Source organism: Lentzea sp. NPDC058436 (genome assembly GCF_042721515.1).
Lineage (GTDB): Bacteria > Actinomycetota > Actinomycetes > Mycobacteriales > Pseudonocardiaceae > Lentzea.
In genome coordinates, this window is sequence record NZ_JBHXLF010000012.1 from 101,881 (window position 1) to 127,152 (window position 25,272).

Consider the following 25,272-nt stretch of genomic DNA (forward strand, 5'->3'; position numbering starts at 1 on the left):
CTGCCGTGCATGGACCTTTCGCCGGCCGTGTCCGAACCACCTGCACGGCCGGCGGAGGTCCGCGCGTGAGCTTCTCCGGCAACGCGCGGAAGGTCCTCGACACGTCGCTTCCGCTGACGCACCGCGTCGGCTCCCTGCGGCAGTGCCTGTGGCGCTACCGCCCGCTGGCTTCCAGGCGACGTTCAGCTTCCTGCGGGCCGTGGTCGGCGACTTCACCCGTGACCCGGCCCTGCTCCCCGCCGCGATGGAACTGCTGAGCGCGAGTCACGCCGCCTGGCAGGCGGACCTCCACGCCTACGGCGTTCTCCGCAAGAACGCCAAGCGCCTGGGCTACCGCGTGCCGAACCCCTCCGCGCCCAACCCGAACCGGCCTTCGCACTGGTACGGCGCACCGCGCGAGGGTGCACTTCACGCCGTGTGGTTCTGGTACTCGAAGGGTGCTTCCGACGACGTGGACGTGCACAGCCTCGCCGTCGCGTTGATCGAGCGTGGACGGTTCACGGCGGCGCAGCGGGAGATCTTCGAACGGGTCCGCGCCGAGCCCGGCGACTCGTGGGCGATCGTGCGTCAGATGGAGGTCGCGGTCGGGAGCGGTCGTTCGTAGGAACTCTCTCTCGTGTCCGCAGGTTTGGGCGTGCGGAGTCCGATGACGCACCCGAGCGCGACCGTCGTGACACCGGCGACGGACACGAGAGAGAGTTCCTGCGCGCCCAGCAACACGGAGGTCGCCAGGCCGGACACGGGCATCAGTCCGATGAGCACGCCCGCGCGGTCGGAGCCCAGGCGGTTCACGGCGAAGTACCAGAGCCCGAACGCCAGTGCCGTCACCACCACGGCCAGCAGCGAGAGAGAGAAGCCCTGCCGTGGCGTCGGCATCTGCCAGCCGCCGACGAACGTGCCGAGCACCGCGCCGATCACCGTCGCGAGGATGCAGGTCCAGGTGGCCACGCCGAGCACACCAAGGCGCCGTACGACTCCCACGGCGAAAAGCGTGAAGCAGACTTCGCCGGCCATCGTGAGCAATGCCAGCGCAAGGCCGGGACCGTGCCACGAGCCGCCGCCGGACAACAGCACGATGCCCGCTGCCACCACTACGGCACCCACCACGGCGGATGCGGTGCGTTGGCGGGAGAGCAGCGCGAGTGCGATGGGCGCGCCACCCATGACGGCGGCGACGAAGCCCGGTTCCGCGTACTGCTGGGCGGCGATCAACACGGCGTTGAAGCCGAGCATGCCCGTGACGACCACGCCGAGCAGCGGTGGCAGGTCGCGCCACGAAGGCATCGGCAGACGGCGTGCGACCAGCAGCAACACGGCCGCGCCGAGGGCGTAGCGCATGGCCTGACCGGTCAGGACCGGGTAGCCCTCCAGCATTCCCGTGACCGGAACGGACGCTCCGACGATCGTTGCCGCTGTCGCTCCCGCGGCCACCCCGAGTTTCATGTCCTAGAGCCTTGCGCTGGACTGGTCCAGGTTTAAGCTCCACTTCAATGGCTACGAACTGGACCACTTTTCGCGAGCTGCTGCTGCCCGGCCACCAGCGGCGCCGAGGGGTGGAGGCCGAGCTGCGCAGGGCGATCCGGGACGGACGGCTCCTGCCGGGCACGCGGCTGCCGTCGAGCCGGGACCTGGCCGCACAGCTCGACGTGGCGCGCGGGACGGTGACGTCGGCGTACACGCAGCTCGTCGCGGAGGGGTACCTCACGACGCGGCGCGGCTCGGGGACGACGGTCGCGAGCCTCGGACCGGCCGGCACGAGCGGTGTGCCGCAGCCGCCGCCGCGGTGGAGGTACAACCTGCGGCCAGGCCTGCCCGCGCTGGGCGCGTTCCCCCGAGCCGAGTGGGTGGCGGCGCATCGCGCGGCGCTCGCCGAGCTGCCCGACGACGACCTCGCCTACCCCGACCCCGCCGGTTTCGTGGGGCTGCGCAAGGAGATCGTCGACTACCTGTCGCGGGTGCGCGCGGTCGTCGCGAAGGACGCGGTGATCACGAACGGCGCGGCGGACGGGTTGCAGCTCACCGCCAGGATCCTGAACGGCAGCATCGCCATCGAGGAACCCAGCCACTTCGGCGGCGAGAACATGCTGCGGTCGCACGGACTCAACACCGTGCCCATTCCGGTGGACGACAAGGGAATTCGAGTCGACCTTCTGTCCAAAACGGACTGCAGCGCGGTGCTAGTCACGGCGGCGCACCAGTTCCCGCTGGGAGTGGTGCTCGATCCGGAACGGCGGCGGGCGCTCGTCGAGTGGGCGCGCTCGCGCAACGGGTTGATCATCGAGGACGACTACGACGCCGAGCACCGCTACGACCGGCCGGCGCTGGGGGCGTTGCAGGCGCTCGCGCCCGAGCACGTGGTGTACCAGGGCACGACGAGCAAGGTGCTGGCGCCCGCGCTCAGACTCGGATGGCTCGTGGTGCCGGAACGTCTGCGCGCGGAGATCGTGCAACGCAAGCAGTACAACGACATGGGCACCGGCACGATCCCTCAGGCCGCGTTCGCGCACCTGCTGCGTACGGGTGGCTATGACCGGCATCTGCGCCGTACGCGCGCGCTCTACCGGAAGAGGCGCGATGCGTTGCTGGAGGCCGTGGCGGAGCATCTGCCCGCATGGCAGTCCATCGGTGTCGCGGCCGGGCTGCACGTCGTGCTGCGCATGCCCGACGGGACGGACGACCTCGCGTTGAAGAGCAGGCTTGAGGAGCGTGGCGTGCACGTATGGGCGTTGGCGCAGTACACGCGCACGCCCATGTGGCCCGGCTTGGTGCTGGGGTACGCGGCGCTCACCCCCGACCGGCTGCGGGAGGCGGTCAGGGAGATCGCCGACGTCGCGGTCGCCTAGTGCGGTGACCACAATCCTCACCGTGTTCTGCGCGGCCCAGGTGGACGCCTCGCGGCACCTCCCCCACGCCCCCGTACAACCAGTACGAGGGCGTGGGGGAGGCACCACGATGCATCGCCCTGGACCGCGCACAACCCGGCAAGGGTTCGTGGTCACCGCACTAGAGGATGTGCTCGCGGGCGGTGCTCATGATGTGCTCGCGAGGCTCGCCGAGGATGTGCTCGCGGTCGGTGCCGGCGGAGGCGCCGTTGAGCGCCGTCACGGCGACGGCGGCGAACAGCAGAGCGGCCGCGACGATCTTGAATGCGTTCATGGTCCGACAAACCCCCAGGTAGAACGGTTGGCGAAGGCAGCCTAGTCCGCTCCTCCAGAAATTGTCAGTGCACGGGTGCACCATGAACACGTGCTCCTGTCCGAAGTGGTCGACACGTCAGCCGCCGTCGCGGCGACCCGGTCGCGCCTGGCCAAGGTCAAGGCGTTGTCCGCGTTGCTGCGCTCGGCGACGGCGGATGTGGTGGTCGCGGTGGTGTCGTTCCTCATAGGCACGCCGCGGCAGGGTCGTATCGGCACGGGTTGGCGCACCGTCGTCGACCTGTCGGTGCGGCCGGCTCCCCAGGCCGAGCTGACGATCGCCGAGGTCGACGCCGCGCTCGCCGAGGTGGCCGCGACGTCCGGCAAGGGCTCGGCGCAGCGCCGGGTCGCTCTGCTGACCGCGCTGTTCGAACGCTCGACCGAGGCGGAGCAGGACTTCTTGCGCCGGCTGCTCACCGGCGAGCTGCGCCAGGGCGCGCTGGAGGGCGTGATGCTGGACGCCATCGCCTCGGCCGCCGACGTGCCCGGCGACGTGGTGCGGCGCGCGTTCATGCTGTCCGGCCGCCTGCCCGAGACGGCCGTGACCGCGCTGGACGGCGGCGCGGAGGCCCTGGAGGCGTTCCGGCTGGAGGTGGGCCGCCCCCTGCGCCCGATGCTCGCCTCACCGGCGGAGTCGCTGGACGAGGCGCTGACCGAGCTGGGCAGCGTCGTCGTGGAGCACAAGCTCGACGGCGCGCGCATCCAGGTGCACCGCGACGGCGACGAGGTCCACGTCTACACGCGCACGTTGCGCGAGATCACCAAGACGGTGCCGGAACTCGTCGACCTGGTGCGCGCCCTGCCGTGCACGTCCGTGGTGCTCGACGGCGAGACGCTGGCGCTGACCGACGAGGGCAGACCCCGCCCGTTCCAGGAGACGATGAGCAGGTTCGGCGCGCAGGACGAACGCGAGCTGCTCCTGCACCCGTACTTCTTCGACTGCCTGCACCTCGACGGCAAGGACCTGCTCGACGAACCGCTGCGCGACCGCCTGGCCGCCCTGCGCCAGGTGGCGGGCGAGCACGTCATTCCCGGCGTGCAGGACCCGACACCGCAGGAGGCGGCCGACGTCGTGACGGCGTCCCTGTCCGCGGGCCACGAGGGCGTGATGGTGAAGTCGCTGGCCTCGCCCTACGCCGCGGGCCGAAGAGGCCGAGCCTGGCAGAAGGTGAAGCCGGTCCACACCCTCGACCTGGTGGTGCTGGGCGTCGAATGGGGCAGCGGCCGCCGCCGCGGCTGGCTCTCGAACCTGCACCTGGGCGCCCGCGACCCGGACGGCGGCCCACCCGTGATGGTCGGCAAGACCTTCAAGGGCCTCACCGACGAGCTGCTCAAGTGGCAGACCACCGCCCTGCAGGAGATCGCCACCGAGCAGAACGACTGGGTCGTCACGGTCCGCCCGGAACTGGTGATCGAGATCGAACTGGACGGCGTCCAGGTCTCGCCGCGCTACCCCGGCGGCGTCGCGCTGCGGTTCGCCCGCGTCGTGCGCTACCGCCCGGACAAGGACCCCGCGGAGGCGACGACGATCGAGGAGGTGAGGGCGCTCCTGCCGACCGCGCACCCGAAGCCGGAGGCCTGACGGCCCGTTGCTCGCCGACGTCGGCCGGCTCGGCGAGGCTGAACGGGCGCGGAAGGGCGCGGGTCGGGCTGGATGGCCGGAGGTCGGGCTGGGCGGTCGGAGGTCGGGCTGGGCGGCCGCGTGAGGGAGCTGCCGCGTTGAGGGAGCTGCGGCTGCAGGAGCGGCAGCCGCGTGGGAAGCAGCCGCTGCTGGAGCTGCGTCCCGCCACCCGCCATGGCCGGAAACCCGCGCGTCACGCCGCGCCCGCGGTTGGTGCCTTCGTGGTGGGGACTGCGTGCGTCCCGCCACGCCTACGGCCAGGCCCTTCGTGGTGAGGACCGAGTGCGTCCCGCTATCGCTGCGGCCGAATCCGCGTGCGTCCCATCCTCACCCCCCACCCTCACCGCCAGCCGCCCTCGGCGCGAAAATCGGGTGCGGCCCCAACCGCACCGCCCATAGCGTGCAGCCAGTGACCGACGCTTCCGCGCTGCTCAGCGCCTTCGACTCCCAAGCCCGCCCCGCCGAGTGGACCTTCCCCGAACCCGGCGCAGTCGTCCACCAGGACGGCCCCGTGTTCCGGGTGACCTGGCCGCGCCGGCGCGGCTTTGTCGCGGGCCCACCCGCCCTGGGCGTCTCCGGCGCCGAGCTGGACGAGCTCATCGCCCGGCAGCGCGACTTCTTCACGGCGCGCGACCAGGCCGTCGAGTGGAAGACGTGGAGCCACGACACCCCCGCTGACCTGCCCGAACGGCTAATGGCGGCCGGGTTCGAGTCGGAGGGAAGGGAGACCGTGCTCGTCGGACTGGCGGAGCACATGGCGGCGTCGGTCGAGCTCGACGGCATCACCGTCAGGGAGGCGACGGAGGAGGCGGACTTCCACCGGCTCGCCGCCACGGCCACCGAGGTGTTCGGACGGGACCACGACTGGCTGGTCGAGCGGCTGGTCGAGAAGAAGGACGACCCGGACGTCGTCGCGGTCGTCGCGGAGGTGGACGGGCTGGTGGTGTCGTCGTCGCGGATCGAGTTCGTGACCGGCACGGAGTTCGCCGGGTTGTGGGGTGGCGGCACGCTCCCCAGATGGCGCGGCAAGGGCGTCTACCGGGCGCTCGTCGCGTATCGGGCTCGGCTGGCGGTGCAACGCGGGTTCCGGTACCTGCAGGTCGACGCGACGGAGGACAGCAGGCCGATCCTGGAGCGGCTCGGGTTCGTGGCGGTCACCACGACCACCGGCTACGCGTGGAATCCGTGAGTCCGGCCCCGGCGGGGCGCTGCGGGTATCGTGGAAGCACGTGCGGTTCATCGAAGGGCATCGACCCTCTTACGACCTGACCTACGACGACGTCTTCCTCGTTCCCGGCCGCAGCGCCGTGGAGTCCCGGTTCGGCGTCGACCTCTCCACCTCGGACGGCACCGGGGCCACGATCCCGATCGTCGTCGCGAACATGACGGCTGTGGCCGGGCGGCGGATGGCCGAGACCATCGCGCGGCGTGGCGGGCTCGTCGTCATCCCGCAGGACGTGCCCACGGAGGCCGTCGCGGAGATCATCACGTGGGTCAAGGAGCGGCATCCCGTGTGGGACACGCCGTTGACGCTCACGACCGGTGACGCGGTGGCGGACGCGTGGAACCTCCTGCACAAGCGGGCGCACGGGGCCGTTGTCGTCGTGGACGACGGCGGGCGGCCGCTCGGGGTGGTCGACGAGGCCGCGCTCACCGGGGTCGACCGGTTCGCGCGGCTCGGTGACGTCATGAACACCGACGTGCTGAAGCTGTCGCTCGACTCGCGGCCCCAGGACGTGTTCGACGAACTGCACCACAGCGCGCACAAGGTCGCGTTGGGCGTGGACGAGGAGCAGCGGCTCCGGGGTGTGCTGACCGAACTGACGGCGTTGCGCGCCGAGGTCTACAAGCCCGCGACGGACGACGACGGCAAGCTGCGGGTCGCGGCGGCCGTCGGGGTCAACGGCGACGTGCGGGCCAAGGCCGAGGCGCTGGTCAAGGCCGGGGTGGACGTGCTGGTCGTCGACACCGCGCACGGGCACCAGGAGAAGATGATCGCGGCGCTGCGGGCCGTCAAGGAGGCGAACCCCGGTGTGCCGGTGGCGGCGGGCAACGTCGTGACCGCCGAGGGCGTTCGGGACCTGGTCGAGGCCGGCGCGGACATCATCAAGGTCGGTGTCGGGCCCGGCGCGATGTGCACGACGCGGATGATGACCGGCGTCGGCAGGCCGCAGTTCAGCGCCGTGGCCGAGTGCGCCGCGGAGGCGCGCAGGCTCGGCAAGCACGTGTGGGCCGATGGCGGCGTGCGGCACCCTCGCGACGTGGCTCTCGCTCTTGCCGCCGGTGCCAGCAGCGTGATGGTCGGCAGCTGGTTCGCCGGAACGTACGAGTCTCCAGGGGATCTGCAGCGGGATGAGCGCGGGAACCTCTACAAAGAATCCTTCGGAATGGCGTCCAAGCGTGCGGTGACGGCGCGGACGCGCGGCGACAACGCGTTCGAACGGGCCAAGAAGGGACTGTTCGAAGAAGGCATCTCGACGTCGAAAATGCGGTTGGACCCGGTGCGCCCGAGCGTGGAGGATCTGCTCGATGCGATAACGTCCGGCGTTCGCTCGGCCTGCACGTATGCCGGTGCGACCTCGCTGGAGGAATTCCACGACAAGTCTGTGCTCGGCATCCAGTCCGCTGCCGGATTCGCGGAAGGAAGGCCGTTGCCAGGGGGATGGTGAGAAAGTGGACGAAGCGGTCTCGGTGAGAGATCTCCGCAAAGTCTATAAAACGGGACAAAAACCCGCGGTGGACGGATTGAGCTTCGACGTCCGCCGCGGTGAGGTCTTCGGACTGCTCGGGCCCAACGGCGCGGGCAAGACGACCACGGTCGGTGTCCTCACCACGCGCGTCCGCCCCACCTCGGGGCAGGCGCTCGTGGAGGGCGTCGACGTGGTGGCCGACTCCAAGCGCGCGCGGCAGCTGCTCGCCGTCGTGCCGCAGCGCAACAACCTCGACCGGTCGCTCAACGCGCGGCAGAACCTCCTGTTCCACGCGGCCTACCACGGCATCGGCCCGAAGGAACGCCAGCGGCTCGCCGACGACATCATCGAGCGGATGGGCCTCAAGGACCACCAGAACGCGCTCGTCGACACGTTGTCCGGCGGGCAGGCGCAGCGGCTGATGATCGCCCGCGCGCTGATGCACCGGCCCAAGGTCCTGTTCCTCGACGAGCCGAGCACCGGACTCGACCCGCAGGCGCGGCTCTTCGTCCACGAACGCGTCGCGGCACTGCACGCGGACGGCGTCACGGTCGTGCTCACCACGCACGACATGGACGAGGCCACCAAGCTGTGCGACCGCGTCGGCATCGTCGACCACGGCAAGCTGCTCACGCTCGACACCCCGGACGAGCTCACGAAGAACCTGCCCGGCAGCAACACGGTCAGCGTCTCGCTGAGCCCGAACGGCCACGACTCCGCCAAGATCACCCAGGTGCTGTCCGAAGTGGACGGAGCCCAGCGCGTCGAGGAGGTCGGGAACATGTTCCGCGTCTACACCGACGCCGACACCTCGGTCACGCTGCCGGCCGTGCTGAACGTCCTGCGGGACCTCGACGTCACGGTCAGCGACGTCGCGATCGGCAAGCCCAGCCTGGAGGACGTCTTCATCCACCTGACCGGCAGGGAGCTCCGGTGAGCCAACTCAGGACGTTCCAGGCGATCCTCTGGCGCGACGTCTTCGTCACGGGCCGCGAGCTGCCGAGCTTCCTCGCGCAGGTGATCATCCAGCCGTTCTTCATCCTCTTCATCTTCGCGAAGGTGCTGGGGGACATCGGGTACGTGCAGGGCGACTTCGCGCAGGTGCTGTTACCGGGCATCATCGCGATGAACGGGTTCCTGGGCGCGTTGCAGAACACGACGCTGCCACTGGTGCTCGACTTCTCCTGGACGCGCGAGATCGAGGACCGGCTGCTCGCGCCGATCTCCATCCCGCTCGTCGCGGTGGAGAAGATCGTGTTCGGCGCGATCCGCGGCTTCTTCGCGGCCGTGCTGATGGTGCCCGTCGGGTTCGTGATGCTCGACGTCTCCTGGGCCTGGGAAGGCATCCCGGGCGCGTTGCTGGTGATCATCCTCGGCTGTCTCGCCGGAGGCAGCGTCGGCCTGGTCATCGGCACGTCCGTGCCCGCGCGCCGGGTGAACGTGATGTTCGCGGTGATCCTCACCCCGATCCTGTTCACCGGCTCCGCCCAGTTCCCGTGGCTGTCGCTGAGCGACAACCTCCTGTGGTTCAAGGTGGTCTGCGCGCTCAACCCGCTGACGTACGTGAGCGAGGGCATGCGCGCGGAGCTCGTGCCGAACGTGCCGCACATCCCGCTGCCGATCGTGCTGCTCGTGCTCGTCGTCGCGATCGCGGGCTTCGGCGGCCTCGGCCTGCGCGGGTTCATGAAACGGGCCCTGGACTAGACGAAGAACGGCCCCGCGCAACGAAAGCTGCGCGGGGCCGTTCCGTCGAACGACGCTACGAGGCGTAGTCCTCCTCCAGCATCTCGGTGACGAGGGCCGCGATCGGCGAACGCTCCGAGCGAGTCAGCGTGATGTGAGCGAAGAGCGGGTGGCCCTTCAGCTTCTCGATCACCGCCGCCACGCCGTCGTGCCGGCCGACCCGCAGGTTGTCGCGCTGCGCCACGTCGTGCGTCAGCACCACCCGCGAGTTGCTGCCCAGACGCGACAGCACGGTCAGCAACACGTTGCGCTCCAACGACTGCGCCTCGTCCACGATCACGAAGGAGTCGTGCAGCGAGCGGCCGCGGATGTGGGTGAGGGGCAGGACCTCCAGCATCCCGCGGTCCATCACCTCTTCCACGACCGCCTGGCTCACCAGCGCGCCGAGGGTGTCGAACACCGCCTGCGCCCACGGCCCCATCTTCTCGTTCTCGCTGCCCGGCAGGTAGCCGAGCTCCTGGCCGCCGACCGCGTACAACGGCCGGAAGACCACGACCTTGCGGTGCTGCCTGCGCTCCATCACGGCTTCGAGACCGGCGCACAGCGCCAGTGCCGACTTGCCGGTGCCCGCACGTCCGCCCAGCGAGACGATGCCGACGTCGGAGTCCAGCAGCAGATCCAGGGCGATCCGCTGTTCGGCGGACCTCCCGTGCAGTCCGAACGCCTCCCGATCTCCGCGCACCAGCTTGATCTGCTTGTCCGCGGTCACCCTGCCCAGAGCGCTCGACGTGCCCGCCAGCAACCGGATTCCGGTGTGGCACGGCAGTTCGGCGATGTGCTCCAGGTCCTCGTACTGGGTCGGGTCGACGACGTTCTCCTTGAACAGGCCGTCCACGAGGGACTGCGGGACGTCCATGTCGGACATTCCCGTCCAGCCTGAGAGGGTCACGTCGTGCGCCCGGTACTCCTCCGCCGGCAGGCCGACCGATCCGGCCTTGACCCGCAGCGGCATGTCCTTCGTCACCAGGGTGACGTTGCGCCCCTCAGCAGCGAGGTTGAGGGAGCACGCGAGGATTCGGGCGTCGTTGGAGTCCGTTCGGAAACCTGATGGCAACACCTCCGGGTCGGAGTGGTTGAGCTCGACGTGCAAGGTGCCTCCCAGATCCCCGATGGGGATCGGCGAATCGAGGCGACCATGCCGCAAGCGCAGGTCGTCGAGGAGGCGCAGGGCTTCCCTCGCGAACCAGCCCAGTTCGGGGTGGTGGCGCTTGCCCTCCAGCTCGCTGATCACCACGAGCGGGAGCACGACCTCGTGCTCCGCGAACCGGGTGGGGGCGAGAGGATCGGACAGCAGTACCGACGTGTCCAGCACATATGTCGTGATGGCCGGAGCGGCGGACTTGCGCCTGGAGGAAGAACTGCGCGATGAGCCTGAGGTACGGCTCGCGGGACGTCGTGCGTTCACGGCAACTCCCTCACGAACGCGGCACCCGCGTCCGCTCCTCGCTGGGCCAGGCACCACCCTGATCGATCGTCCAGCCGTCCGCCGGTGTGGCGTCAGGCAGGTCGACCACGAGGGCCGGGTGCCGGCCCCCTCGCGACGTTGTCTGCCACGATCAGAGCCTCCCTGCGCGGTCCGCAGTGGTCGCGTCCCGCCGCTTTCGAAGTTACCTGTGGAAGTGCCCCAACGGCACGAAGCCACACAGGTGAATCCGAATTTGTCATCTACCGGACAACAGAACGAAATGTGACCGCTTCCGTGTTTGCGCTGGTCAGATCGTGTTCTCGTGGGCGTTGCGCGCCAGCCACGACACACCGTCCCTCACCTGGGATTCGAGTGATTTCGGCGTGAGGGGCTCGTCGAGAAGTCTCAGATAGCGGGAGTCGAGCGATTCGCCGGGCGCGCGGACGTCGAGCCAGGCCCGCACGAGGCGCACCCCTTCGACATAGGTGGTCGTGTACGCGCGCCACAGCGGATCGGCCAGGAAGCGCACCATCTGGCGTGCGCGGCGGTCGGGGACTAGCAGCCACCTGCGCAGATGCGCAACCACGTCATCCTGATCCGCACCCCGATCGTGTAGCAGCAGGGCGGCGTCCTGCCGCACCGTGAGCAGGCCCGATGTCGCCGACTCGACCTTTTCGGACAGTTCGCCGTCCATTCGCAACCCCAGGTCGCGGAAGATCCCCTCCGTCCAGAGGCCCCAGCCGGGCCCGACGGCGGCGTGCAGGCCGAGGTCCGCCATGCCCTCGGCCATCAGGCACTGCGGCGTGTTGATCAGGAAGATCGACTGCTCGGCGTGGCCGCGCCTGGCGACCAGGCCCGCGTCCTTGCGGCAGTGCTCGGTGTGGTGGCCGGGGTAGGACTCGTGCGCGACCAGGTGCGGCAGGTTCGACATGCGGTGGCCAAGGTCGGCGTTGATCGCGACGCGGGACCGGTAGCCGCCCAGGTAGTAGTTGAAGCCGCTCCACGGCTTGTTCGTGACGACCTGGTACTCGACGATCTCCTGCTCGGGCAGCGCGTACTTCTGCCGCACGCGGTCCCGCAGCGCGCTGGAGAGGGCCTGCACGGCGCCCTGAAGCCTGCGCGCGGGCACCTCGTCGGCCGTGCGGAAGGCCGTGAGGCGGTCGGCGAGCGAGCCCGGTCCTTCGAGGACCGCGTCGAGGTTGCGGTGGGCCTGCGCGTACGCGTCCTCGTCGCCGGGGCGCACGCGGACCTGGAAGTACCGCTGGACCTCGTCGACGAACGAGATGCGCTCGCCGTCGAGCTTGCGCGCGGTGCAGTCCAACGCCCTGAGGTGCGCGTCGAGGAACTGCTTGCGCTGCTCCGCCAGGTCCGTGCCGGGAAGTTCCCTGATCAGCAGCCGGGCGTGCTCGCCGAGGGCCCTGGGGTGCAGGCGCGGCTCGTTGTCGACGCCGCGGCTCAGCACCGGGTCGCCGGTGAACGAGTCGACGAACCCGGGCACCAGGCGCCCGAGCCGCAGCCCCAGCACCAGGTATCCGCGCACCAGCTCGTCAGCGTCCATGAGTCGGAGAGCTTAGGGCGTCTACCACAGCGCCTTACTCGCGACCGAATCGTGAAACGAGTACCACCTGATCGGGGAATGTTGTTGATCTTGGCGTCACACAATGGGGTCACTCGGACGGTCGATTGCACTGAATGCCTATAGCGTTTCCGCCCGGAGACCCCACCGACTCCGGAGATCCCCGAAGACTCCGGAAATGACGGGGATAACCCGACATGAAGGAGAATCACATGAAGAAGGCTTGTGCCGTGGTTGCCGCTGCAGCCGCGCTGTCGCTCGCGTTCGCCCCGGCCGCCATGGCCGGCGAGGGCCACGGTGGACACCACTGGAAGAACGGCCCCCTGCTGGTTCTGCTGAACGGCAACAACCTCAACGGCACGGTCGGTGCCTGCGGCAACAACGTCGGCGTTCTCGGCGGTGCCGTGCCGATCAACTCGCCGTCGATCACCGAGACCTGCGCCGCCGGCGGCATCGTCGACGAGGGCTGATCTCCCCTTTGCTCTACGTCTGGGGGCGTCATTTCTGGCGCCCCCAGACGCGTTTTCCCCGCTTTAAACCTTCATGAGGAGAAAATCGTGCTGAAGAAGGCTGCTGCCGCCCTGGGCGTCGCTGCTGCGTTCGTTGTCATCGGTTCCCCGGCAATGGCCGCCCCCGGCCACCACTGGGTCAACGAGCCGCTGCTGATCGTCGGCAACGCGAACAACCTGAACGGCACCATCGGTGCGTGTGGCAACAACGTCGGTGTGCTCGGCGCGGCGGTTCCGGTGAACTCGCCCTCCATCACCGACACCTGCGCCGCCGGCGGCATCGAGGACGGCGACGACTTCGGCCACTACTGGGGCTGATCGCTGCTGTAGCGAAAGGGGCGTCCACCTCGCGGTGGGCGCCCCTTTCGGCGTTCAGCTGCCGTAACGGCGGTGGCGCTTGGCGTACTCGCGCATGGCGCGCAGGAAGTCGGTGCGCCGGAAGCCGGGCCAGTAGGCCTCGCAGAACCAGAACTCCGAGTGCGCGGACTGCCACAGCATGAAGCCGGAGAGCCGCTGCTCACCGGACGTGCGGATGATCAGGTCGGGATCGGGCTGCCCGGACGTGTAGAGGTGCTCGGCGATGTGGTCGACGTCGAGGACCTCGGCCAGCTCCTCGATGGTGCCGCCACGCTCAGCGTGCGCCTGCAACAGCTTCCGCACGGCGTCCGCGATCTCCTGCCGCCCGCCGTACGCGACGGCGACGTTGACCTGGATGCCCGTGCGGTTCTTGGTGCGCGCCGCGGCGTTCGTGAGACGCTCCGCGTGCTCCTTGGGCAGCATGTCGAGCGCGCCGACGTGCCGGACCCGCCACGGCTTGTCGTCCTCGGCCAGCTCGTCGGTGATGTCCGCGATGATGTCGAGCAACGGCGCGAGCTCGTCGTTGTCGCGGCTGAGGTTGTCGGTGCTCAGCATCCAGAGGGTGACGACCTCCACTTTGGCGTCACCGCACCAGTCGAGCAGTTCGAGGATCTTGCGCGCGCCGGCCCTGTGCCCGTGCGCGACATCGGTGAACCCGGCTTCCCTGGCCCACCTGCGGTTGCCGTCGAGGACCACGCCCACGTGCTTCGGGGCCTGTGGCGTCACGCTCAGCTCGCGACGGAGAATCCACTCGTAGAAGTGGATAGCGACGTCTTTCACACGGGTGCGGAGTGCCACGTCCGAACAGCGTACGCCGTGCAAGGTTCATCACTGAGCCGTGGTGCCAAACCTACGGTCGCGTAACCTAGGGCCCTGTGACCACTGCGACCGTTCCTCCCCAGCCCGGACTGCGGCCGCGCCTGCGTGGATGGCTGCACCTCTGGTCGTTCATCGCCTCGGTGGCGACAGGCGCGACGCTCATCGCCCTCGCGGCGTCCACGGTGTCCGGGCGCGCTGCCCTGGCCACCTCCGTCTACGGCCTGACCGTCCTGGGCCTCTTCGGCGTCTCGGCGCTGTACCACCGCGTGACGTGGAAGTCCGACCGCGTCCGCACGTGGATGAAGCGCCTGGACCACTCGATGATCTTCGTGTTCATCGCGGGCACCTACACGCCGTTCGCGTTGCTGGCGATGGATCCCGACACCGGTTCCACGGTGCTGTGGGTGGTGTGGATCGGTGCGCTGCTCGGGGTGACCCTGAAGCTGGCCTGGCCGCACGCGCCCCGGTGGCTCGGGGTGCCCATCTACATCGCCTTGGGGTGGGTGGCGGTGTTCGTGCTGCCCGAGTTGTTGCACCACGCCGGGGTTGCCGCCCTGGTGTTGCTGCTCGTGGGTGGGGCGCTGTACACCGTGGGCGCGGTCTTCTACGCGACTCGGTGGCCCAACCCCTGGCCGCAGGTGTTCGGGTATCACGAGTTCTTCCACGCCGCGACCGTGGTGGCGGCGATCTGCCACTACATCGCGATCTGGCTCGCGATGTACTCCTGATCCGGCGCCGGGTGCGAGCCCGGCACCGGAACCAGACCCTCAGCGGCCCCCGCGGGCCATGTGCAGCACGTCCAGAGCCGCGTCCAGCTGCTCCTCGGTGAGCTTGCCCGGCACGTGTCCGCGCTCCAGCACCACCTCGCGGATCGTCTTGCGCTCCTTCAACGACTGCTTGGCGATCGAAGCCGCCTCCTCGTAACCGATGTACCGGTTGAGCGGCGTGACGATCGACGGCGACGACTCCGCGTACTCGCGCATCTGCGAGGCCTGAGCCTCCGCACCGACGAGCACCTTGTCGGCGAGCAGACGTGCCACGGCACCCAGGAGGCGCGAGGACTCCAGGACGTTGCGGGCGATGACCGGCAGCATCACGTTGAGCTGGAAGTTGCCCTGCGAGCCGGCGAACGCGACGGTGGCGTCGTTGCCGATCACCTGGGCCACGACCATCATCGTCGCCTCGGAGATCACCGGGTTGACCTTGCCCGGCATGATCGAGCTGCCCGGCTGCAGGTCGGGCAGCGCCAGTTCGCCCAGGCCCGTGCGGGGGCCCGAGCCGAGCCAGCGGAGGTCGTTGGCGATCTTGAACAACGCCACGGCCGAGGCGCGCAGCTGGCCCGAGATCTCGACCACGCCGTCCTGGGTGGCCTGCGCCTCGAAGTGGTCGCGGGCCTCTACCAGCGGCAGGTCGGTCGCGGAGGCCAGTTCGGCTGCGACCAGAGCGCCGAACTCGGCGGGCGCGTTCAGGCCCGAGCCGACCGCCGTGCCGCCGATCGGGAGTTCCGCGAGGCGCGGGATCGAGGCCTGGAGCCGTTCGACCGAGTAGCGGACCTGCGACGCCCAGGCTGCCGCCTCCTGGCCCAGCGTGATCGGGACGGCGTCCATCAGGTGCGTGCGGCCGGACTTGACCAGGTCGGACCACTCGGCGGCGCGTGACTCCAGCACTTCCAGCAGGTGCGTGAAAGACGGGATCACGTCGGTCACCACGGCCTCGGTGGCGGCCACGCGCAGGGTCGTCGGGAACGTGTCGTTGGACGACTGCGAGGCGTTCACGTGGTCGTTCGGGTGCACGTCGCGGCCCAGGGCGCGGGTGGCGAGGGTGGCGATGACCTCGTTGGCGTTCATGTTCGAGGACGTGCCGGAGCCCGTCTGGAAGACGTCGACCGGGAAGTGCGCGTCCCACTGGCCGGCGGCGACCTCGTCGGCCGCGGTGGCGATGGCGGAGGCCACGTCCTCGTCGAGGACGCCTAGTTGTGCGTTGACTCGCGCCGCCGCTGCCTTGAGCAGGCCCAGTGCTCTGATCTGGGCGCGTTCCAGGCCTCGACCGGAAATCGGGAAGTTCTCGACCGCGCGTTGTGTTTGGGCGCGCCACAATGCGTCGATCGGCACGCGGACCTCACCCATCGTGTCGTGCTCGACGCGGTACTCCTGTTCAGACATGCCTTCGAGTCTCTATGGTCGATCACAGCACTGCCACCCACCACTGGCAGAAGGGCACCCTCATGGAGCGTGACGTCGACCTCCTCATCGTGGGCGCTGGTCCCACGGGGTTGTTCGCCGCTTACTACGCAGGTTTCCGGGAGATGGACGTCGCGGTCGTGGACGCCCTGCCCGAACCGGGCGGCCAGGTCACCGCGATGTATCCGGAGAAGATGATTTTCGACGTCGCCGGCTTTCCCGCCGTGCGGGGTCGTGACCTCGTCAACGGACTGGTGGAGCAGGCGGCCCAGTTCAAGCCGAACTACCTGCTCGGTCGTCAGGCGCGCACCTGCGAGTCCACTGAGGACGGTCTGCGGGTCGGGCTGGCGGACGGGTCGGTGATCAACACCAAGGCCGTGCTGATCACGGCCGGCATGGGCGAGTTCAACCCGCGTCCGCTGCCCGCGGGCGACGGGTGGCTGGGGCGCGGCATGGTGCACTTCGTGCCGGTGCTGGCCGAGCACGCGGGGCAGCACGTCGTGATCGTGGGCGGTGGCGACTCGGCGTTCGACTGGGCGTTGGCGCTGCACCCGATCGCCGCGAGCGTCAAGATCGTGCACCGCCGGGCCAACTTTCGCGCGCACGCGGCCACCGTGCGGCAGGTGCGGGAGCTTGGCGTCGAGATCATCACGGACGCCGAGGTGCTCGCGTTGCGCGGAGAGCCTCTGTCCGAAGTGGACGTCAAGGTCAAGGGCGGGGACGCCCGCACGTTGCCCGCGCAGACCGTCGTCGCCGCGCTCGGGTTCACGGCCGACCTCGGGCCGATCGAGTCGTGGGGACTTGAGCTCGACCACCGGGCCGTCCTCGTCGACACCACGATGAAGACCAAGCTGGACAAGGTGTACGCGGCGGGTGACGTCGCGCAGTACCCCGGCAAGGTCAAGCTCATCGCGACCGGGTTCGGGGAGGCGGCGACCGCGGTCAACAACATCGCGGTGGCGCTCAACCCGTCGGCGCACCTGTTCCCGGGGCACTCCAGCGACGGCACCTGACGTGCGTCAGGGCAGCGGCGCCGGGTCGTGCTTCGCCAGGTGCCGGAAGATGATCGACGTGCGGAAGCCGACGATCTCCTTGCGCTGACTGAGCCTGTCGACCAGGAACGCGTGCAGGTGCTCGTTGTCCTGCGCGCCGACGTGGATCACGAAGTCGTCGTTGCCCGCCATCACGAACACCGCCGTCACCTCGGGCAGGCCGTGGGCGAACGCCTTGAAGGCGTCGATCACGGCCCGGCTGAGCGGCCGGACCTGCACCGACACCAGCGCCTGCACGCCCCGGTTCAGCGCGGCCGGTGCGATGTCGGCGTGGTAGCCCCGGATAACGCCCCGCTCGCGCAGCAGGCGGGTGCGTTCCAGGCACGTCGACGGGGCGATGCCCACCTTGCGGGCGATGTCGCGGTTCGACTGCCGGGCATCGCGCTGCAGTTCGCGCACGATCGCCGAATCAAGTTCGTCCATCCCGCTCCCCACCTCACGCTGCCGAACGAAGTTCGGCAGGGCGTCCACACCTCTGTCCATCACCCTAACTTCGACGTCGGAGCTTGACCGAAGTTCGGGAGGGGACGTACATGTGGGAGCACGAACGACTCGTCGTCCGCACGGGGAAGCGGTCGGGGATGACCACCATGGTCGCCCTGCACTCGACCGAGGCGGGCCCGGCGGTCGGCGGGTGCCGGATGAAGCCGTACGAGCGGATCACCGACGCCGTCACGGACGTGCTGCGGCTGTCGAGGGCCATGACGCTGAAGTGCGAGGCGGCCGGGATTCCGCACGGTGGGGCCAAGAGCGTGATCGTGGTCGACCGCGAGCTCACCCCGGAGCTGCGACGTGCCGTGCTGCTGGACCACGCCGACCTGATCAACGAGTTCGGCGGCGACTACCAGGCGGGGCCCGACGTCGGCACGGGACCGGACGACATGCTGGTGCTCAGGGAACTCACGCCGCACGCCTACTGCCTGCCGGAGGAGCACGGCGGCACGGGCTCGTCGAGCGGCCCCACGGCGCGAGGTGTGCTGGCCGCGCTGAGGGCGGCGGCACGGCACACGTTCGGCACCAGCGACCTGACCGGCAGGAAGGTCGTGATCAGCGGGTTCGGCTCGGTGGGCGAGCTGATCGCGCGAGGGCTCGAAGGCGCGGACATCACGGTGTCCGATGTGGACCCGAGCAGGCGGACGGACGAGTTCGGCTGGGTGGAGCCGGACCAGGCGTACTCGACGAAGGCCGACGTGCTGGTCCCCGCGGCGGTGGGCGGCGTGCTGAGCCCGGAGACCGTGCGGAACCTCGACGTGCGGCTGGTCGTCGGACCGGCCAACAACCAGCTCACCGACGACGGCGTGGCCGGTCTGCTGGAGGAGCGCGGGATCGTCTGGGTGCCCGACCACGTCGCCAGTGCCGGCGGGGTGATCTACACGCTCGCCAGGGAGGACGACGGAGACGACCACGAGACGGCTCTGAAGCGGGTCGACGTCATCGAGGCGACGGTCGACAGGCTGCTCCGAACGCGTCAGTGAGACGACAGCACGACGTCTGCGCGGCTCAGTAGCATGGAGGTTCAGACCCTGGGGGGCTTGTGATCCACGTTTGCTGGGCCGACATGGTGCCGGGCGTGCCGTGGTGGGCGGGACCCGTCGCGCGCCGGCCGCGCGCGGTGTACTGGCAGCCGTTGTCCGATCTCGTCGAACGCCGGGTGAACGCCGCCGTCGACACGTTGGGCTGGGGTTCGGACGTCCTGGTCGAGCTGACCGTGCCTGGCCTGCTGAGCACCGAGATCGCGGTGCTGCCGGGGTTCGCGGTCGCGCAGCTCGCCCTGCCGGACGCGCTGAACCGGTCGCGGGACGTCGAGCTGGTCGTGGCCGCGCTGGAGGACGGCGTGCACGTCACGGTCGAACGGGTCGCGCGCAGGCTCGGGAAGCCGTACCTGCGCACCAATGCCGAGCCTCAGGGCGTCGAGCACCCGTTGCGGCTGAGCACGCTGGCCGGGCGGTTCGGCGGGACGATCGCGCTGGTGGCGCCGCACGCCGAGCCGGAGTTCCCGAACGCGAGCGAGGTCGCGTGGGAAGGTCACGAAGGCTGGCGGATCGTGCGGGCCGACCACGAGCCCGCCGGACGGCCGGTGTCCGATGTGGACTTCAGCGCGGTGGACGTGCCCGTGTCGCTGGACGACCTGTCCGCCGACCAGGAGACGACGCTGGTCGTGGTGGGCAAGGAGCTCGAACGGCTCACGGGCTGGCTGCCCACCGGCCTCGCCGGTCGCGTGTCCGTGATGGGACGCGACGACGGGTGCTGGTGGGCAGCCACCCGGTGAACGGTCAGGGCAGGACCTGCACCTGCTCGCCGACCATCAGGTTGTCGTAGAACACGAGCGAAGCATCCATCGGCATCCGGATGCAGCCGTGCGACTGGACCGCCGTGTCACCCTGGTGGAACGCGATACCGGTCGTGGTGAAGTACACCGCGTTCGGCATCGGGCCGTTGTAGGGGACACTCCAGTCGTTCTTCACCTTGCGCAGCACCGAGAACGTGCCCACCGGGGTCTCGTACCCCGGTTTGCCGTGGCTGATGGTCACCGGCCCGTAGCTCGTCCGGCCGTTGAACACCAGCCACGCCTTGTTGGTGCCCTTTTCCAGGCACGCTCCGTTGTAGACGGTGCATCCCGCCTGAGCCTGTGCGGGAACAGCGAAGCCGAGGATCAGGAGCACCGTCGCGATCAGAACTCGCATCTCTCATCACCCCTCAGTAGTGGAGTTGCCACTATGGGGTGACTTCAATCATGTTTTTATGGAAGTACTTGAACGCGCTCGCCGGGGAAGAGGTTGTTGTAGAAGACCTCGGAGTCGTTCCAGGAGAGCCGGACGCAGCCGTGCGTCTGGGAGTTCAGGTCGCCCTGGTGGAACGCGATGCCGTCGGTGGTGAAGTAGACCGCGTTGGGCATCGGGCCGTTGTAGGGGACGCTCCAGTCGTTCTTCACCTTGCGCAGCACGGGGAAGTTTCCGACGGGTGTGCCGAAGCCGGGCTTGCCGTGGCTGATCCGGACCGGTCCGTAGCTCGTCACGCCGTTGGTGACGAGCCAGGCCTGGTTCGTGTGCTTCTGGACGCACGCTCCGTTGTAGACGGTGCAGCCGGAGGAGGCGTGCGCGGGTGCCGCGAAGCTAAGCAGCAGCAAGGCCGTTACGGCCAGGAGTCTCATGGTCGATGATCATGAGACCACCTGCACGGTCTCGCCAATCGAGAGGTTCTCGAAGTAGTACCGGGCGGCCTGCGGGTCCAGGTGGATGCAGCCGTGCGACGGATCGGTCAGCGAGCCCTCGTGGAACGCGATGCCGCTCTCGGTGAAGTACGTCGACCACGGCATCGGCGCGTTGTACGGCCGGCTCCACTCGTTCTTCACCTTGCGCAGCACCGGGAAGTTGCCGAGCGGCGTCTCGAAGCCGCGACGGCCGTGCGTGATCGGGGACGGGCCGTGGACGATCTTGTCGCCCCGCACGACCCACGACTGGTTCGTCGAGAGCTGGATGCACGCGCCGTCGCTGATGGTGCACGGCGTCGGCTTCACGACGGGCGGAGGAGGAGGCGGCGGCGGGGGAGGCGTCTCGGAAGACGAGGGCGGGGGCGTCGAGGAGACCGGCGAGGACGAAAACGGCGGCGTGGTGGGAGTCTCGGCCTGCACAGGCCCCTGAGCACATCCCGCCACCGACACCAACGCGACCGCCAAGAGCAGCATCCGCATCGCGCACCCCGTGCTCGTTCCATCCCTTGCCGAAGTAGACGACCGGGGGATCACCGGGGTTGCAACGCGGAGGCCCGCCTCCCATAACGGTTGGGAGACGGGCCTCGGAATGCGGTTACCGGGTTACAGGCCGCCCACGTTCGAGCTGACCCACGAGCGGTAGTACGAGACGTCCACGTAGATCGACGGCGCGACGGCGCAGTTGGCGCCACCACCGGAGCGGCTGGTCGCACCGATCAGCTCCCAGCGGCCACCGACCGACTTCACCTGCGGGCCACCCGAGTCGCCGTAGCAGGCGCCCTTGTTGCCACCGGTGTTGTTGGTGCAGATCTCCGACACGGCGCTGATGCCGGAGCACCGGCTGTCAGCGACGATCGAGGTGTTGAGCTCCTGCAGGGTCACCGGGGCACCACAGGCACCGCGGACGGGGCACGTCTGGCCCCAGCCGATGATGCGGGTGGCGGTGCCGACCGCGCCCGACGAGGTCGGGATGGAGATCGGCGCCTGGCTGACCGAGGTGTTGAGCTGCACGACCGCGAGGTCCGCGGACGGGTGCAGGATGATCCGCGAGGCACCGGTCGTGGTGCCGCCGCTGGTGCGGTTCGTGGTGCCGATCCGGGTGCGGATCGAGGACGCCGACGAGCCCTGGACGCAGTGCTTCGCCGTCACGACCCAGTTGGCCTTGACCAGCGAGGCGCCGCAGAAGTGGCTGCCCGAGGTGTTCTGCAGGGACACCATGAACGGGTAGACCTGGGAGGCGTTGGTGCCACCGACGATCATCGGCGAGACCTCGCCGTCCGCGGTGGGAGCCGGCGCCGCGGAAGCCGCGGTGACCGTGGCGAGCAGGGCGCCCGCGGCCACGACGACTGCGGAGAACAACGAACGTGCCCTCATCGTTGAGTTCCTTTCCTGAACCCGGCGCAGGGTTGCCGGGGTCAGGACGGAAACTAAGGACGAAAGCGACCCGGTCACTAGGGTCACTCGGAGGGTGACCCTCCGTTAACGGTTCACAGATTCACACCGAACTACGGCAGCGGCTGCTGTGCGCCCTCGGGCAGGTCGAAGTCGACCGAGGAGTATTCGCGCAGCTTGTGCAGGCTGTGGAAGCCGTCGATCATGCGCACGGTGCCGGACTTGGAGCGCATGACGATCGACTGCGTCGTGCAGCCGCCCGCCCGGTAGTGCACGCCGCGCAGGAGGTCGCCGTCGGTCACGCCGGTCGCGCAGAAGAAGACGTTGTCGCCGCTGACGAGATCGTTCGTCGTGAGCACGCGCGACAGGTCGTGGCCCGCGCCGATCGCCTTCTCGCGCTCCTCGTCGTCCTTGGGCCACAACCGGCCCTGGATGGCGCCACCGACGCACTTGAGGGCCGCCGCCGCGATGATGCCCTCGGGGGTGCCGCCGATGCCCACGAGCATGTCCACGCCCGACGTGGGGCGCGCCGCCGCGATCGCGCCCGCCACGTCGCCGTCGGAGATGAAGTGGATGCGCGCGCCGGCCTGCCGGACCTCCCGCACGATCTGCTCGTGCCGGGGCCGGTCGAGGATGCACACGTTCACGTCGGAGACGTCGCTGTGCTTGGCCTTGGCGACGCGGCGGATGTTCTCCGCGAGCGGGGCGGTGATGTCGATGACGTCGGCCGCCTCCGGGCCCACGGCGAGCTTCTCCATGTAGAACACGGCGGACGGGTCGAACATCGCCCCGCGCTCGGCGACGGCCAGCACCGCCAGCGCGTTCGGCATGCCCTTGGCCATCAGCGTGGTGCCGTCGATCGGGTCGACCGCTACGTCGCAGTCGGGGCCCTCGCCGTTGCCGACCTCCTCGCCGTTGAACAGCATGGGCGCCTCGTCCTTCTCGCCCTCGCCGATCACCACGACGCCTCTCATCGAGACGGTGTGGATGAGCTTGCGCATCGCGTCGACGGCCGCGCCGTCACCGCCGTTCTTGTCGCCGCGCCCCACCCACCGGCCCGCGGCCATGGCCGCCGCCTCGGTGACGCGCACGAGCTCCAATGCCAGGTTCCGGTCGGGGGCTTCGCGACGTCGTTCCGCGGGGGTGTTCACCATTGCGCGCCTCCATGCGACTACTCAGCGTGCCGGATTTTGTGATCGGCAACTGAATCCTTGCACGGGATCACGCGTCCGAAACGTCCTCCTCGACGACAGCCAGAGCTGCATCGATTCGCTCGCGCGCACCGGCGAGATGCTGCTCACAAGTCTTGGCGAGCGCCTCACCGCGTTCCCACAGCGCGAGGGAGTCCTCCAGCGACAGGCCACCGGCCTCCAGCTTGCGGACCACCTCGACCAGCTCGTCACGGGCGGCTTCGTAACCGAGTGTTTCCGAACTCACGCGGATTGGCTCCTCAGACGGCTCAGCACGGTCGCGACGGCCAGGTCGTAGCCGACCAGCGCCTCCGCGAACTCCTCGCCGTCACCCTCTCGCACCGCCTCGTCGATGAGCGCCTCGGCCTCCGCGACGCGCCGGTACTGGACCGTGCCGGCGGTGGCCTCGCTCAGGTCGTGCAACGTCAGGATCAGCGTGCGGCGGCTCGGGGTGTCGCAGTCGCCCACCATCGCCGTCCAGCACTCCGCCGCGGCGCGGTTCGCCGCCTCCGCCTTCGTCCGCAGCCCCGTCGCGCACTCGCCGGCCGCCTCCATGGTCAGGGGCAGGAACACGGCATCACGCATCATCGGTACCTCCCCCTTCCGCAGTGGTGACAGTGGCGTGCACTGCTCCGTCAACGACGCGTACCCGCAGCTGTGTTCCGCTCGGCGCGTCCGTCACGGATCGCAACACGCCGTCCGGACCGTCAGGTGTGACGAGTTGCACAACGGCGTATCCGCGGGCCAGCGTGGCGGCTGGTCCGAGGGTCGTCAAGCGGGCCTTCGTCCCCGACAGGTGGACGTCTTCCCGATCGAGTCGTTGCGTGACCGCCCGGCGACCCTGGTCGCGAAAACGCTTCACTTCCTCGAAACGGCGCTCCAGTGGGCCGTAAGGATCCGAAAGTACTGGTCGGGAGCGCAGCGCGTCGAGCAGTTTGCGTTCTCGATCAACCCAGCCGTGCAGGGCGCGCCGGCCGCGGTCGCGCATCTGGCGGACCCGTTCACTCTCTTCAGCGACGTCCGGAACCACCCGTTTGCCAGCGTCGGTCGGCGTCGAACAACGCACGTCAGCGACGTGGTCGAGCAGCGGGGTGTCCGGTTCGTGGCCGATCGCGGACATGACCGGCGTGCGGCACTGGGAGACCGCGCGGCACAGCGCCTCGTCGGAGAACGGCAGCAGGTCCTCCACGCTGCCGCCGCCGCGGGCGATGATGATCACGTCGCACTCGGAGTCGCGTTCCAAAGTGGACAGTGCGGTCATCACCTGCGTCACGGCGGTCGGGCCCTGCACGGCGACGTTGATGACGCGGAAGTGCGCGCCGGGCCAACGGTTCCGTGCGTTCGTGAGCACGTCGCGCTCGGCCGCCGACGCGCGTCCGGTGATGAGCCCGATCTTGTTCGGCAGGAACGGCGGACGGCGCTTGCGGCGCGGGTCGAACAGGCCCTCGGCGTGCAGCAGCTTGCGCAGCCGTTCCATGCGCGCCAGCAACTCGCCGATGCCGACGGCGCGGATGTCGTCCGCCCTCAACGAGAGCGTGCCCCGGTTCGGGTAGAAGCTGATCTTCCCGTGCGCGATCACCCTGCTGCCCTCGGTCAGCTGCAGCTCGCGGACCATCGACGCGTTGCAGGTGATCGACATCGACATGTCGACGCTCGGGTCGCGCAGGGTCAGGAACGCCGTGGAGCTGCGCGCGTTGAGCTGCGTGACCTGGCCCTCGACCCAGACGTCGCCGAGCCGGTTGATCCAGTCGAGCAGCTTGCGGGCGACCGTCCGCACCGGCCACGGGTTCTCCGGCGTGGATTTTCCCTCGGTCACGGTTGCGCTTTCACCGTCGCGATCCGGCGGTTGAGCATCCCCAGGAACTCAGGCCGGGACTCGTGCGCCTTCTCGTAGCGCAGGAGCTCTTCGAGCTGTTCGACGTCGAGGTTGCGCAGCCGCGCGCGGAGCTGGGCGATCGACAGCTCGTCGTAGGACGGCAGGAACACCGGCACCTCGGCGATGGCGCGTTCCTCTTCCTCCCACGGGTCGTCGGCGGGAGTTTCCTGAGAAGTCGTGACGGGCGTCTCGTCCTCGTCGAAGGTCGCCCACTCCGGTTCTTCCTCGGCGGGGCGCAGTCCAGAGAGGACGTCGTCGCCCTTGATGGCGAGTTCGGTCACATGCTGCTGCACGCGCATGGAAAGCTGCATCGCCTCGCTGACCACCGTCAACGGGAGTCCGGCGAGCTGCTGGGGCAGCCTGCGGGCCTGTTCGAGGGCGGTCACGGCGAGGCCGGCGGCGACGCGGACACCCAGTGGCAGTGGCTTCATGCCGTCTAGCCTGCCGTAACAGCGTC

29 protein-coding genes are annotated in these 25,272 nt (G+C 69.3%); 13 read left to right on the forward strand and 16 right to left on the reverse strand.

All coding sequences use genetic code 11. The features are described 5' to 3' along the window. The first annotated feature begins 142 nt into the window (after positions 1–142). Positions 143–604, forward strand: coding sequence for a hypothetical protein (locus ACFWN2_RS32220; RefSeq protein WP_382433874.1), 462 nt, complete (start codon positions 143–145; stop codon positions 602–604). On the opposite strand, the gene ACFWN2_RS32225 is transcribed toward ACFWN2_RS32220, so the two are convergent. Further along, positions 568–1,443 (reverse strand): DMT family transporter, encoded by an 876-nt coding sequence (locus ACFWN2_RS32225; RefSeq protein ID WP_382433876.1) that lies wholly within the window; start codon positions 1,441–1,443, stop codon positions 568–570. The genes ACFWN2_RS32220 and ACFWN2_RS32225 overlap by 37 nt on opposite strands. Before the next feature lie 47 nt (positions 1,444–1,490). On the opposite strand from ACFWN2_RS32225, the gene ACFWN2_RS32230 reads away from it, so the two are divergent. Further along, on the forward strand, positions 1,491–2,843 hold the full coding sequence (locus ACFWN2_RS32230; protein ID WP_382433878.1) for a PLP-dependent aminotransferase family protein: 1,353 nt from the start codon (positions 1,491–1,493) through the stop codon (positions 2,841–2,843). Positions 2,844–3,003: 160 nt separating this feature from the next. On the opposite strand, the gene ACFWN2_RS32235 is transcribed toward ACFWN2_RS32230, so the two are convergent. Further along, on the reverse strand, positions 3,004–3,156 hold the full coding sequence (locus ACFWN2_RS32235; protein WP_382433880.1) for a hypothetical protein: 153 nt from the start codon (positions 3,154–3,156) through the stop codon (positions 3,004–3,006). A gap of 90 nt (positions 3,157–3,246) precedes the next feature. Between ACFWN2_RS32235 and ACFWN2_RS32240 the strand changes: the two genes are divergently transcribed. From ACFWN2_RS32240 to ACFWN2_RS32260, 5 genes are all read left to right on the forward strand, one after another. Further along, the gene (locus tag ACFWN2_RS32240; RefSeq protein ID WP_382433882.1) at positions 3,247–4,776 is read left to right on the forward strand and encodes an ATP-dependent DNA ligase; all 1,530 of its coding nucleotides are present in this window, start codon (positions 3,247–3,249) and stop codon (positions 4,774–4,776) included. A gap of 448 nt (positions 4,777–5,224) precedes the next feature. Continuing rightward, positions 5,225–6,004: a GNAT family N-acetyltransferase gene (locus ACFWN2_RS32245; protein WP_382433884.1), complete on the forward strand. Its 780-nt coding sequence runs from the start codon at positions 5,225–5,227 to the stop codon at positions 6,002–6,004. Between the two features lie 40 nt (positions 6,005–6,044). After that, a complete protein-coding gene (locus tag ACFWN2_RS32250; RefSeq protein ID WP_382433886.1) occupies positions 6,045–7,484 on the forward strand; it encodes a GuaB1 family IMP dehydrogenase-related protein in 1,440 nt (479 codons plus the stop codon). Positions 7,485–7,488: 4 nt separating this feature from the next. After that, complete coding sequence (locus tag ACFWN2_RS32255; RefSeq protein WP_382433888.1) at positions 7,489–8,442, forward strand: ATP-binding cassette domain-containing protein; 954 nt, start codon at positions 7,489–7,491, stop codon at positions 8,440–8,442. Then, on the forward strand, positions 8,439–9,209 hold the full coding sequence (locus ACFWN2_RS32260; protein ID WP_382433890.1) for an ABC transporter permease: 771 nt from the start codon (positions 8,439–8,441) through the stop codon (positions 9,207–9,209). The genes ACFWN2_RS32255 and ACFWN2_RS32260 overlap by 4 nt, the downstream gene beginning before the upstream one ends. Before the next feature lie 55 nt (positions 9,210–9,264). Here the strand turns inward: ACFWN2_RS32260 and ACFWN2_RS32265 are convergent, their stop codons facing one another. Both ACFWN2_RS32265 and ACFWN2_RS32270 read right to left on the reverse strand, forming a co-directional pair. Beyond that, positions 9,265–10,572 carry a PhoH family protein gene (locus tag ACFWN2_RS32265; RefSeq protein WP_382434064.1) on the reverse strand — a complete coding sequence of 436 codons (1,308 nt, stop codon included), beginning with the start codon at positions 10,570–10,572 and terminating at the stop codon, positions 9,265–9,267. Between the two features lie 388 nt (positions 10,573–10,960). After that, positions 10,961–12,211, reverse strand: coding sequence for a DUF885 domain-containing protein (locus ACFWN2_RS32270; RefSeq protein ID WP_382433892.1), 1,251 nt, complete (start codon positions 12,209–12,211; stop codon positions 10,961–10,963). Positions 12,212–12,441: 230 nt separating this feature from the next. On the opposite strand from ACFWN2_RS32270, the gene ACFWN2_RS32275 reads away from it, so the two are divergent. Continuing rightward, positions 12,442–12,699 carry a hypothetical protein gene (locus tag ACFWN2_RS32275; protein ID WP_360037917.1) on the forward strand — a complete coding sequence of 86 codons (258 nt, stop codon included), beginning with the start codon at positions 12,442–12,444 and terminating at the stop codon, positions 12,697–12,699. 87 nt (positions 12,700–12,786) lie between these two features. Continuing rightward, positions 12,787–13,056, forward strand: coding sequence for a hypothetical protein (locus ACFWN2_RS32280; protein ID WP_382433894.1), 270 nt, complete (start codon positions 12,787–12,789; stop codon positions 13,054–13,056). A 54-nt stretch (positions 13,057–13,110) separates the two neighbouring features. Here ACFWN2_RS32280 and ACFWN2_RS32285 read toward each other — a convergent pair whose 3' ends face one another. Then, on the reverse strand, positions 13,111–13,893 hold the full coding sequence (locus ACFWN2_RS32285; protein WP_382433896.1) for an isoprenyl transferase: 783 nt from the start codon (positions 13,891–13,893) through the stop codon (positions 13,111–13,113). A 77-nt stretch (positions 13,894–13,970) separates the two neighbouring features. Here ACFWN2_RS32285 and ACFWN2_RS32290 point away from each other — a divergent pair, with 77 nt between their 5' ends. Continuing rightward, positions 13,971–14,642, forward strand: a complete 672-nt coding sequence (locus ACFWN2_RS32290) for a hemolysin III family protein (protein WP_382433898.1) — start codon at positions 13,971–13,973, stop codon at positions 14,640–14,642. 39 nt (positions 14,643–14,681) lie between these two features. On the opposite strand, the gene ACFWN2_RS32295 is transcribed toward ACFWN2_RS32290, so the two are convergent. Further along, positions 14,682–16,076 carry a class II fumarate hydratase gene (locus ACFWN2_RS32295; protein ID WP_382433900.1) on the reverse strand — a complete coding sequence of 465 codons (1,395 nt, stop codon included), beginning with the start codon at positions 16,074–16,076 and terminating at the stop codon, positions 14,682–14,684. Between the two features lie 62 nt (positions 16,077–16,138). Between ACFWN2_RS32295 and ACFWN2_RS32300 the strand changes: the two genes are divergently transcribed. After that, the gene (locus ACFWN2_RS32300) at positions 16,139–17,107 is read left to right on the forward strand and encodes an NAD(P)/FAD-dependent oxidoreductase (RefSeq protein ID WP_382433902.1); all 969 of its coding nucleotides are present in this window, start codon (positions 16,139–16,141) and stop codon (positions 17,105–17,107) included. Between the two features lie 6 nt (positions 17,108–17,113). Here the strand turns inward: ACFWN2_RS32300 and ACFWN2_RS32305 are convergent, their stop codons facing one another. Beyond that, entirely contained in the window at positions 17,114–17,569 is a 456-nt protein-coding gene (locus ACFWN2_RS32305; protein WP_382433904.1) for an Lrp/AsnC family transcriptional regulator, read from the reverse strand. Positions 17,570–17,652: 83 nt separating this feature from the next. On the opposite strand from ACFWN2_RS32305, the gene ACFWN2_RS32310 reads away from it, so the two are divergent. Together ACFWN2_RS32310 and ACFWN2_RS32315 are read left to right on the forward strand one after the other, a co-directional pair. After that, the gene (locus tag ACFWN2_RS32310) at positions 17,653–18,621 is read left to right on the forward strand and encodes a Glu/Leu/Phe/Val dehydrogenase dimerization domain-containing protein (protein WP_382433906.1); all 969 of its coding nucleotides are present in this window, start codon (positions 17,653–17,655) and stop codon (positions 18,619–18,621) included. Between the two features lie 95 nt (positions 18,622–18,716). After that, positions 18,717–19,415, forward strand: coding sequence for a hypothetical protein (locus ACFWN2_RS32315; RefSeq protein ID WP_382433908.1), 699 nt, complete (start codon positions 18,717–18,719; stop codon positions 19,413–19,415). A 4-nt stretch (positions 19,416–19,419) separates the two neighbouring features. On the opposite strand, the gene ACFWN2_RS32320 is transcribed toward ACFWN2_RS32315, so the two are convergent. The 9 genes from ACFWN2_RS32320 to ACFWN2_RS32360 all read right to left on the reverse strand — a co-directional run bounded on the left by ACFWN2_RS32320 (position 19,420) and on the right by ACFWN2_RS32360 (position 25,246). Then, positions 19,420–19,830 (reverse strand): L,D-transpeptidase, encoded by a 411-nt coding sequence (locus tag ACFWN2_RS32320; RefSeq protein ID WP_382433910.1) that lies wholly within the window; start codon positions 19,828–19,830, stop codon positions 19,420–19,422. A 56-nt stretch (positions 19,831–19,886) separates the two neighbouring features. Continuing rightward, positions 19,887–20,297: a L,D-transpeptidase gene (locus ACFWN2_RS32325; RefSeq protein ID WP_382433912.1), complete on the reverse strand. Its 411-nt coding sequence runs from the start codon at positions 20,295–20,297 to the stop codon at positions 19,887–19,889. A gap of 9 nt (positions 20,298–20,306) precedes the next feature. Beyond that, complete coding sequence (locus ACFWN2_RS32330; RefSeq protein WP_382433914.1) at positions 20,307–20,837, reverse strand: L,D-transpeptidase; 531 nt, start codon at positions 20,835–20,837, stop codon at positions 20,307–20,309. A gap of 123 nt (positions 20,838–20,960) precedes the next feature. Beyond that, positions 20,961–21,731 carry a S1 family peptidase gene (locus ACFWN2_RS32335; RefSeq protein WP_382433916.1) on the reverse strand — a complete coding sequence of 257 codons (771 nt, stop codon included), beginning with the start codon at positions 21,729–21,731 and terminating at the stop codon, positions 20,961–20,963. 131 nt (positions 21,732–21,862) lie between these two features. After that, positions 21,863–22,903, reverse strand: a complete 1,041-nt coding sequence (glpX, locus tag ACFWN2_RS32340) for a class II fructose-bisphosphatase (RefSeq protein WP_189158201.1) — start codon at positions 22,901–22,903, stop codon at positions 21,863–21,865. 67 nt (positions 22,904–22,970) lie between these two features. Then, positions 22,971–23,186 carry an exodeoxyribonuclease VII small subunit gene (locus ACFWN2_RS32345; RefSeq protein WP_090099824.1) on the reverse strand — a complete coding sequence of 72 codons (216 nt, stop codon included), beginning with the start codon at positions 23,184–23,186 and terminating at the stop codon, positions 22,971–22,973. Continuing rightward, positions 23,183–23,527: a sugar ABC transporter substrate-binding protein gene (locus ACFWN2_RS32350; protein ID WP_360037869.1), complete on the reverse strand. Its 345-nt coding sequence runs from the start codon at positions 23,525–23,527 to the stop codon at positions 23,183–23,185. The genes ACFWN2_RS32345 and ACFWN2_RS32350 overlap by 4 nt, the downstream gene beginning before the upstream one ends. Further along, positions 23,517–24,755 carry an exodeoxyribonuclease VII large subunit gene (gene xseA / locus ACFWN2_RS32355; RefSeq protein WP_382433919.1) on the reverse strand — a complete coding sequence of 413 codons (1,239 nt, stop codon included), beginning with the start codon at positions 24,753–24,755 and terminating at the stop codon, positions 23,517–23,519. Before xseA ends, ACFWN2_RS32350 begins: the two co-directional genes overlap by 11 nt. Beyond that, complete coding sequence (locus tag ACFWN2_RS32360) at positions 24,752–25,246, reverse strand: lipid droplet-associated protein (protein ID WP_382433921.1); 495 nt, start codon at positions 25,244–25,246, stop codon at positions 24,752–24,754. Before ACFWN2_RS32360 ends, xseA begins: the two co-directional genes overlap by 4 nt. Positions 25,247–25,272: the final 26 nt, after the last annotated feature.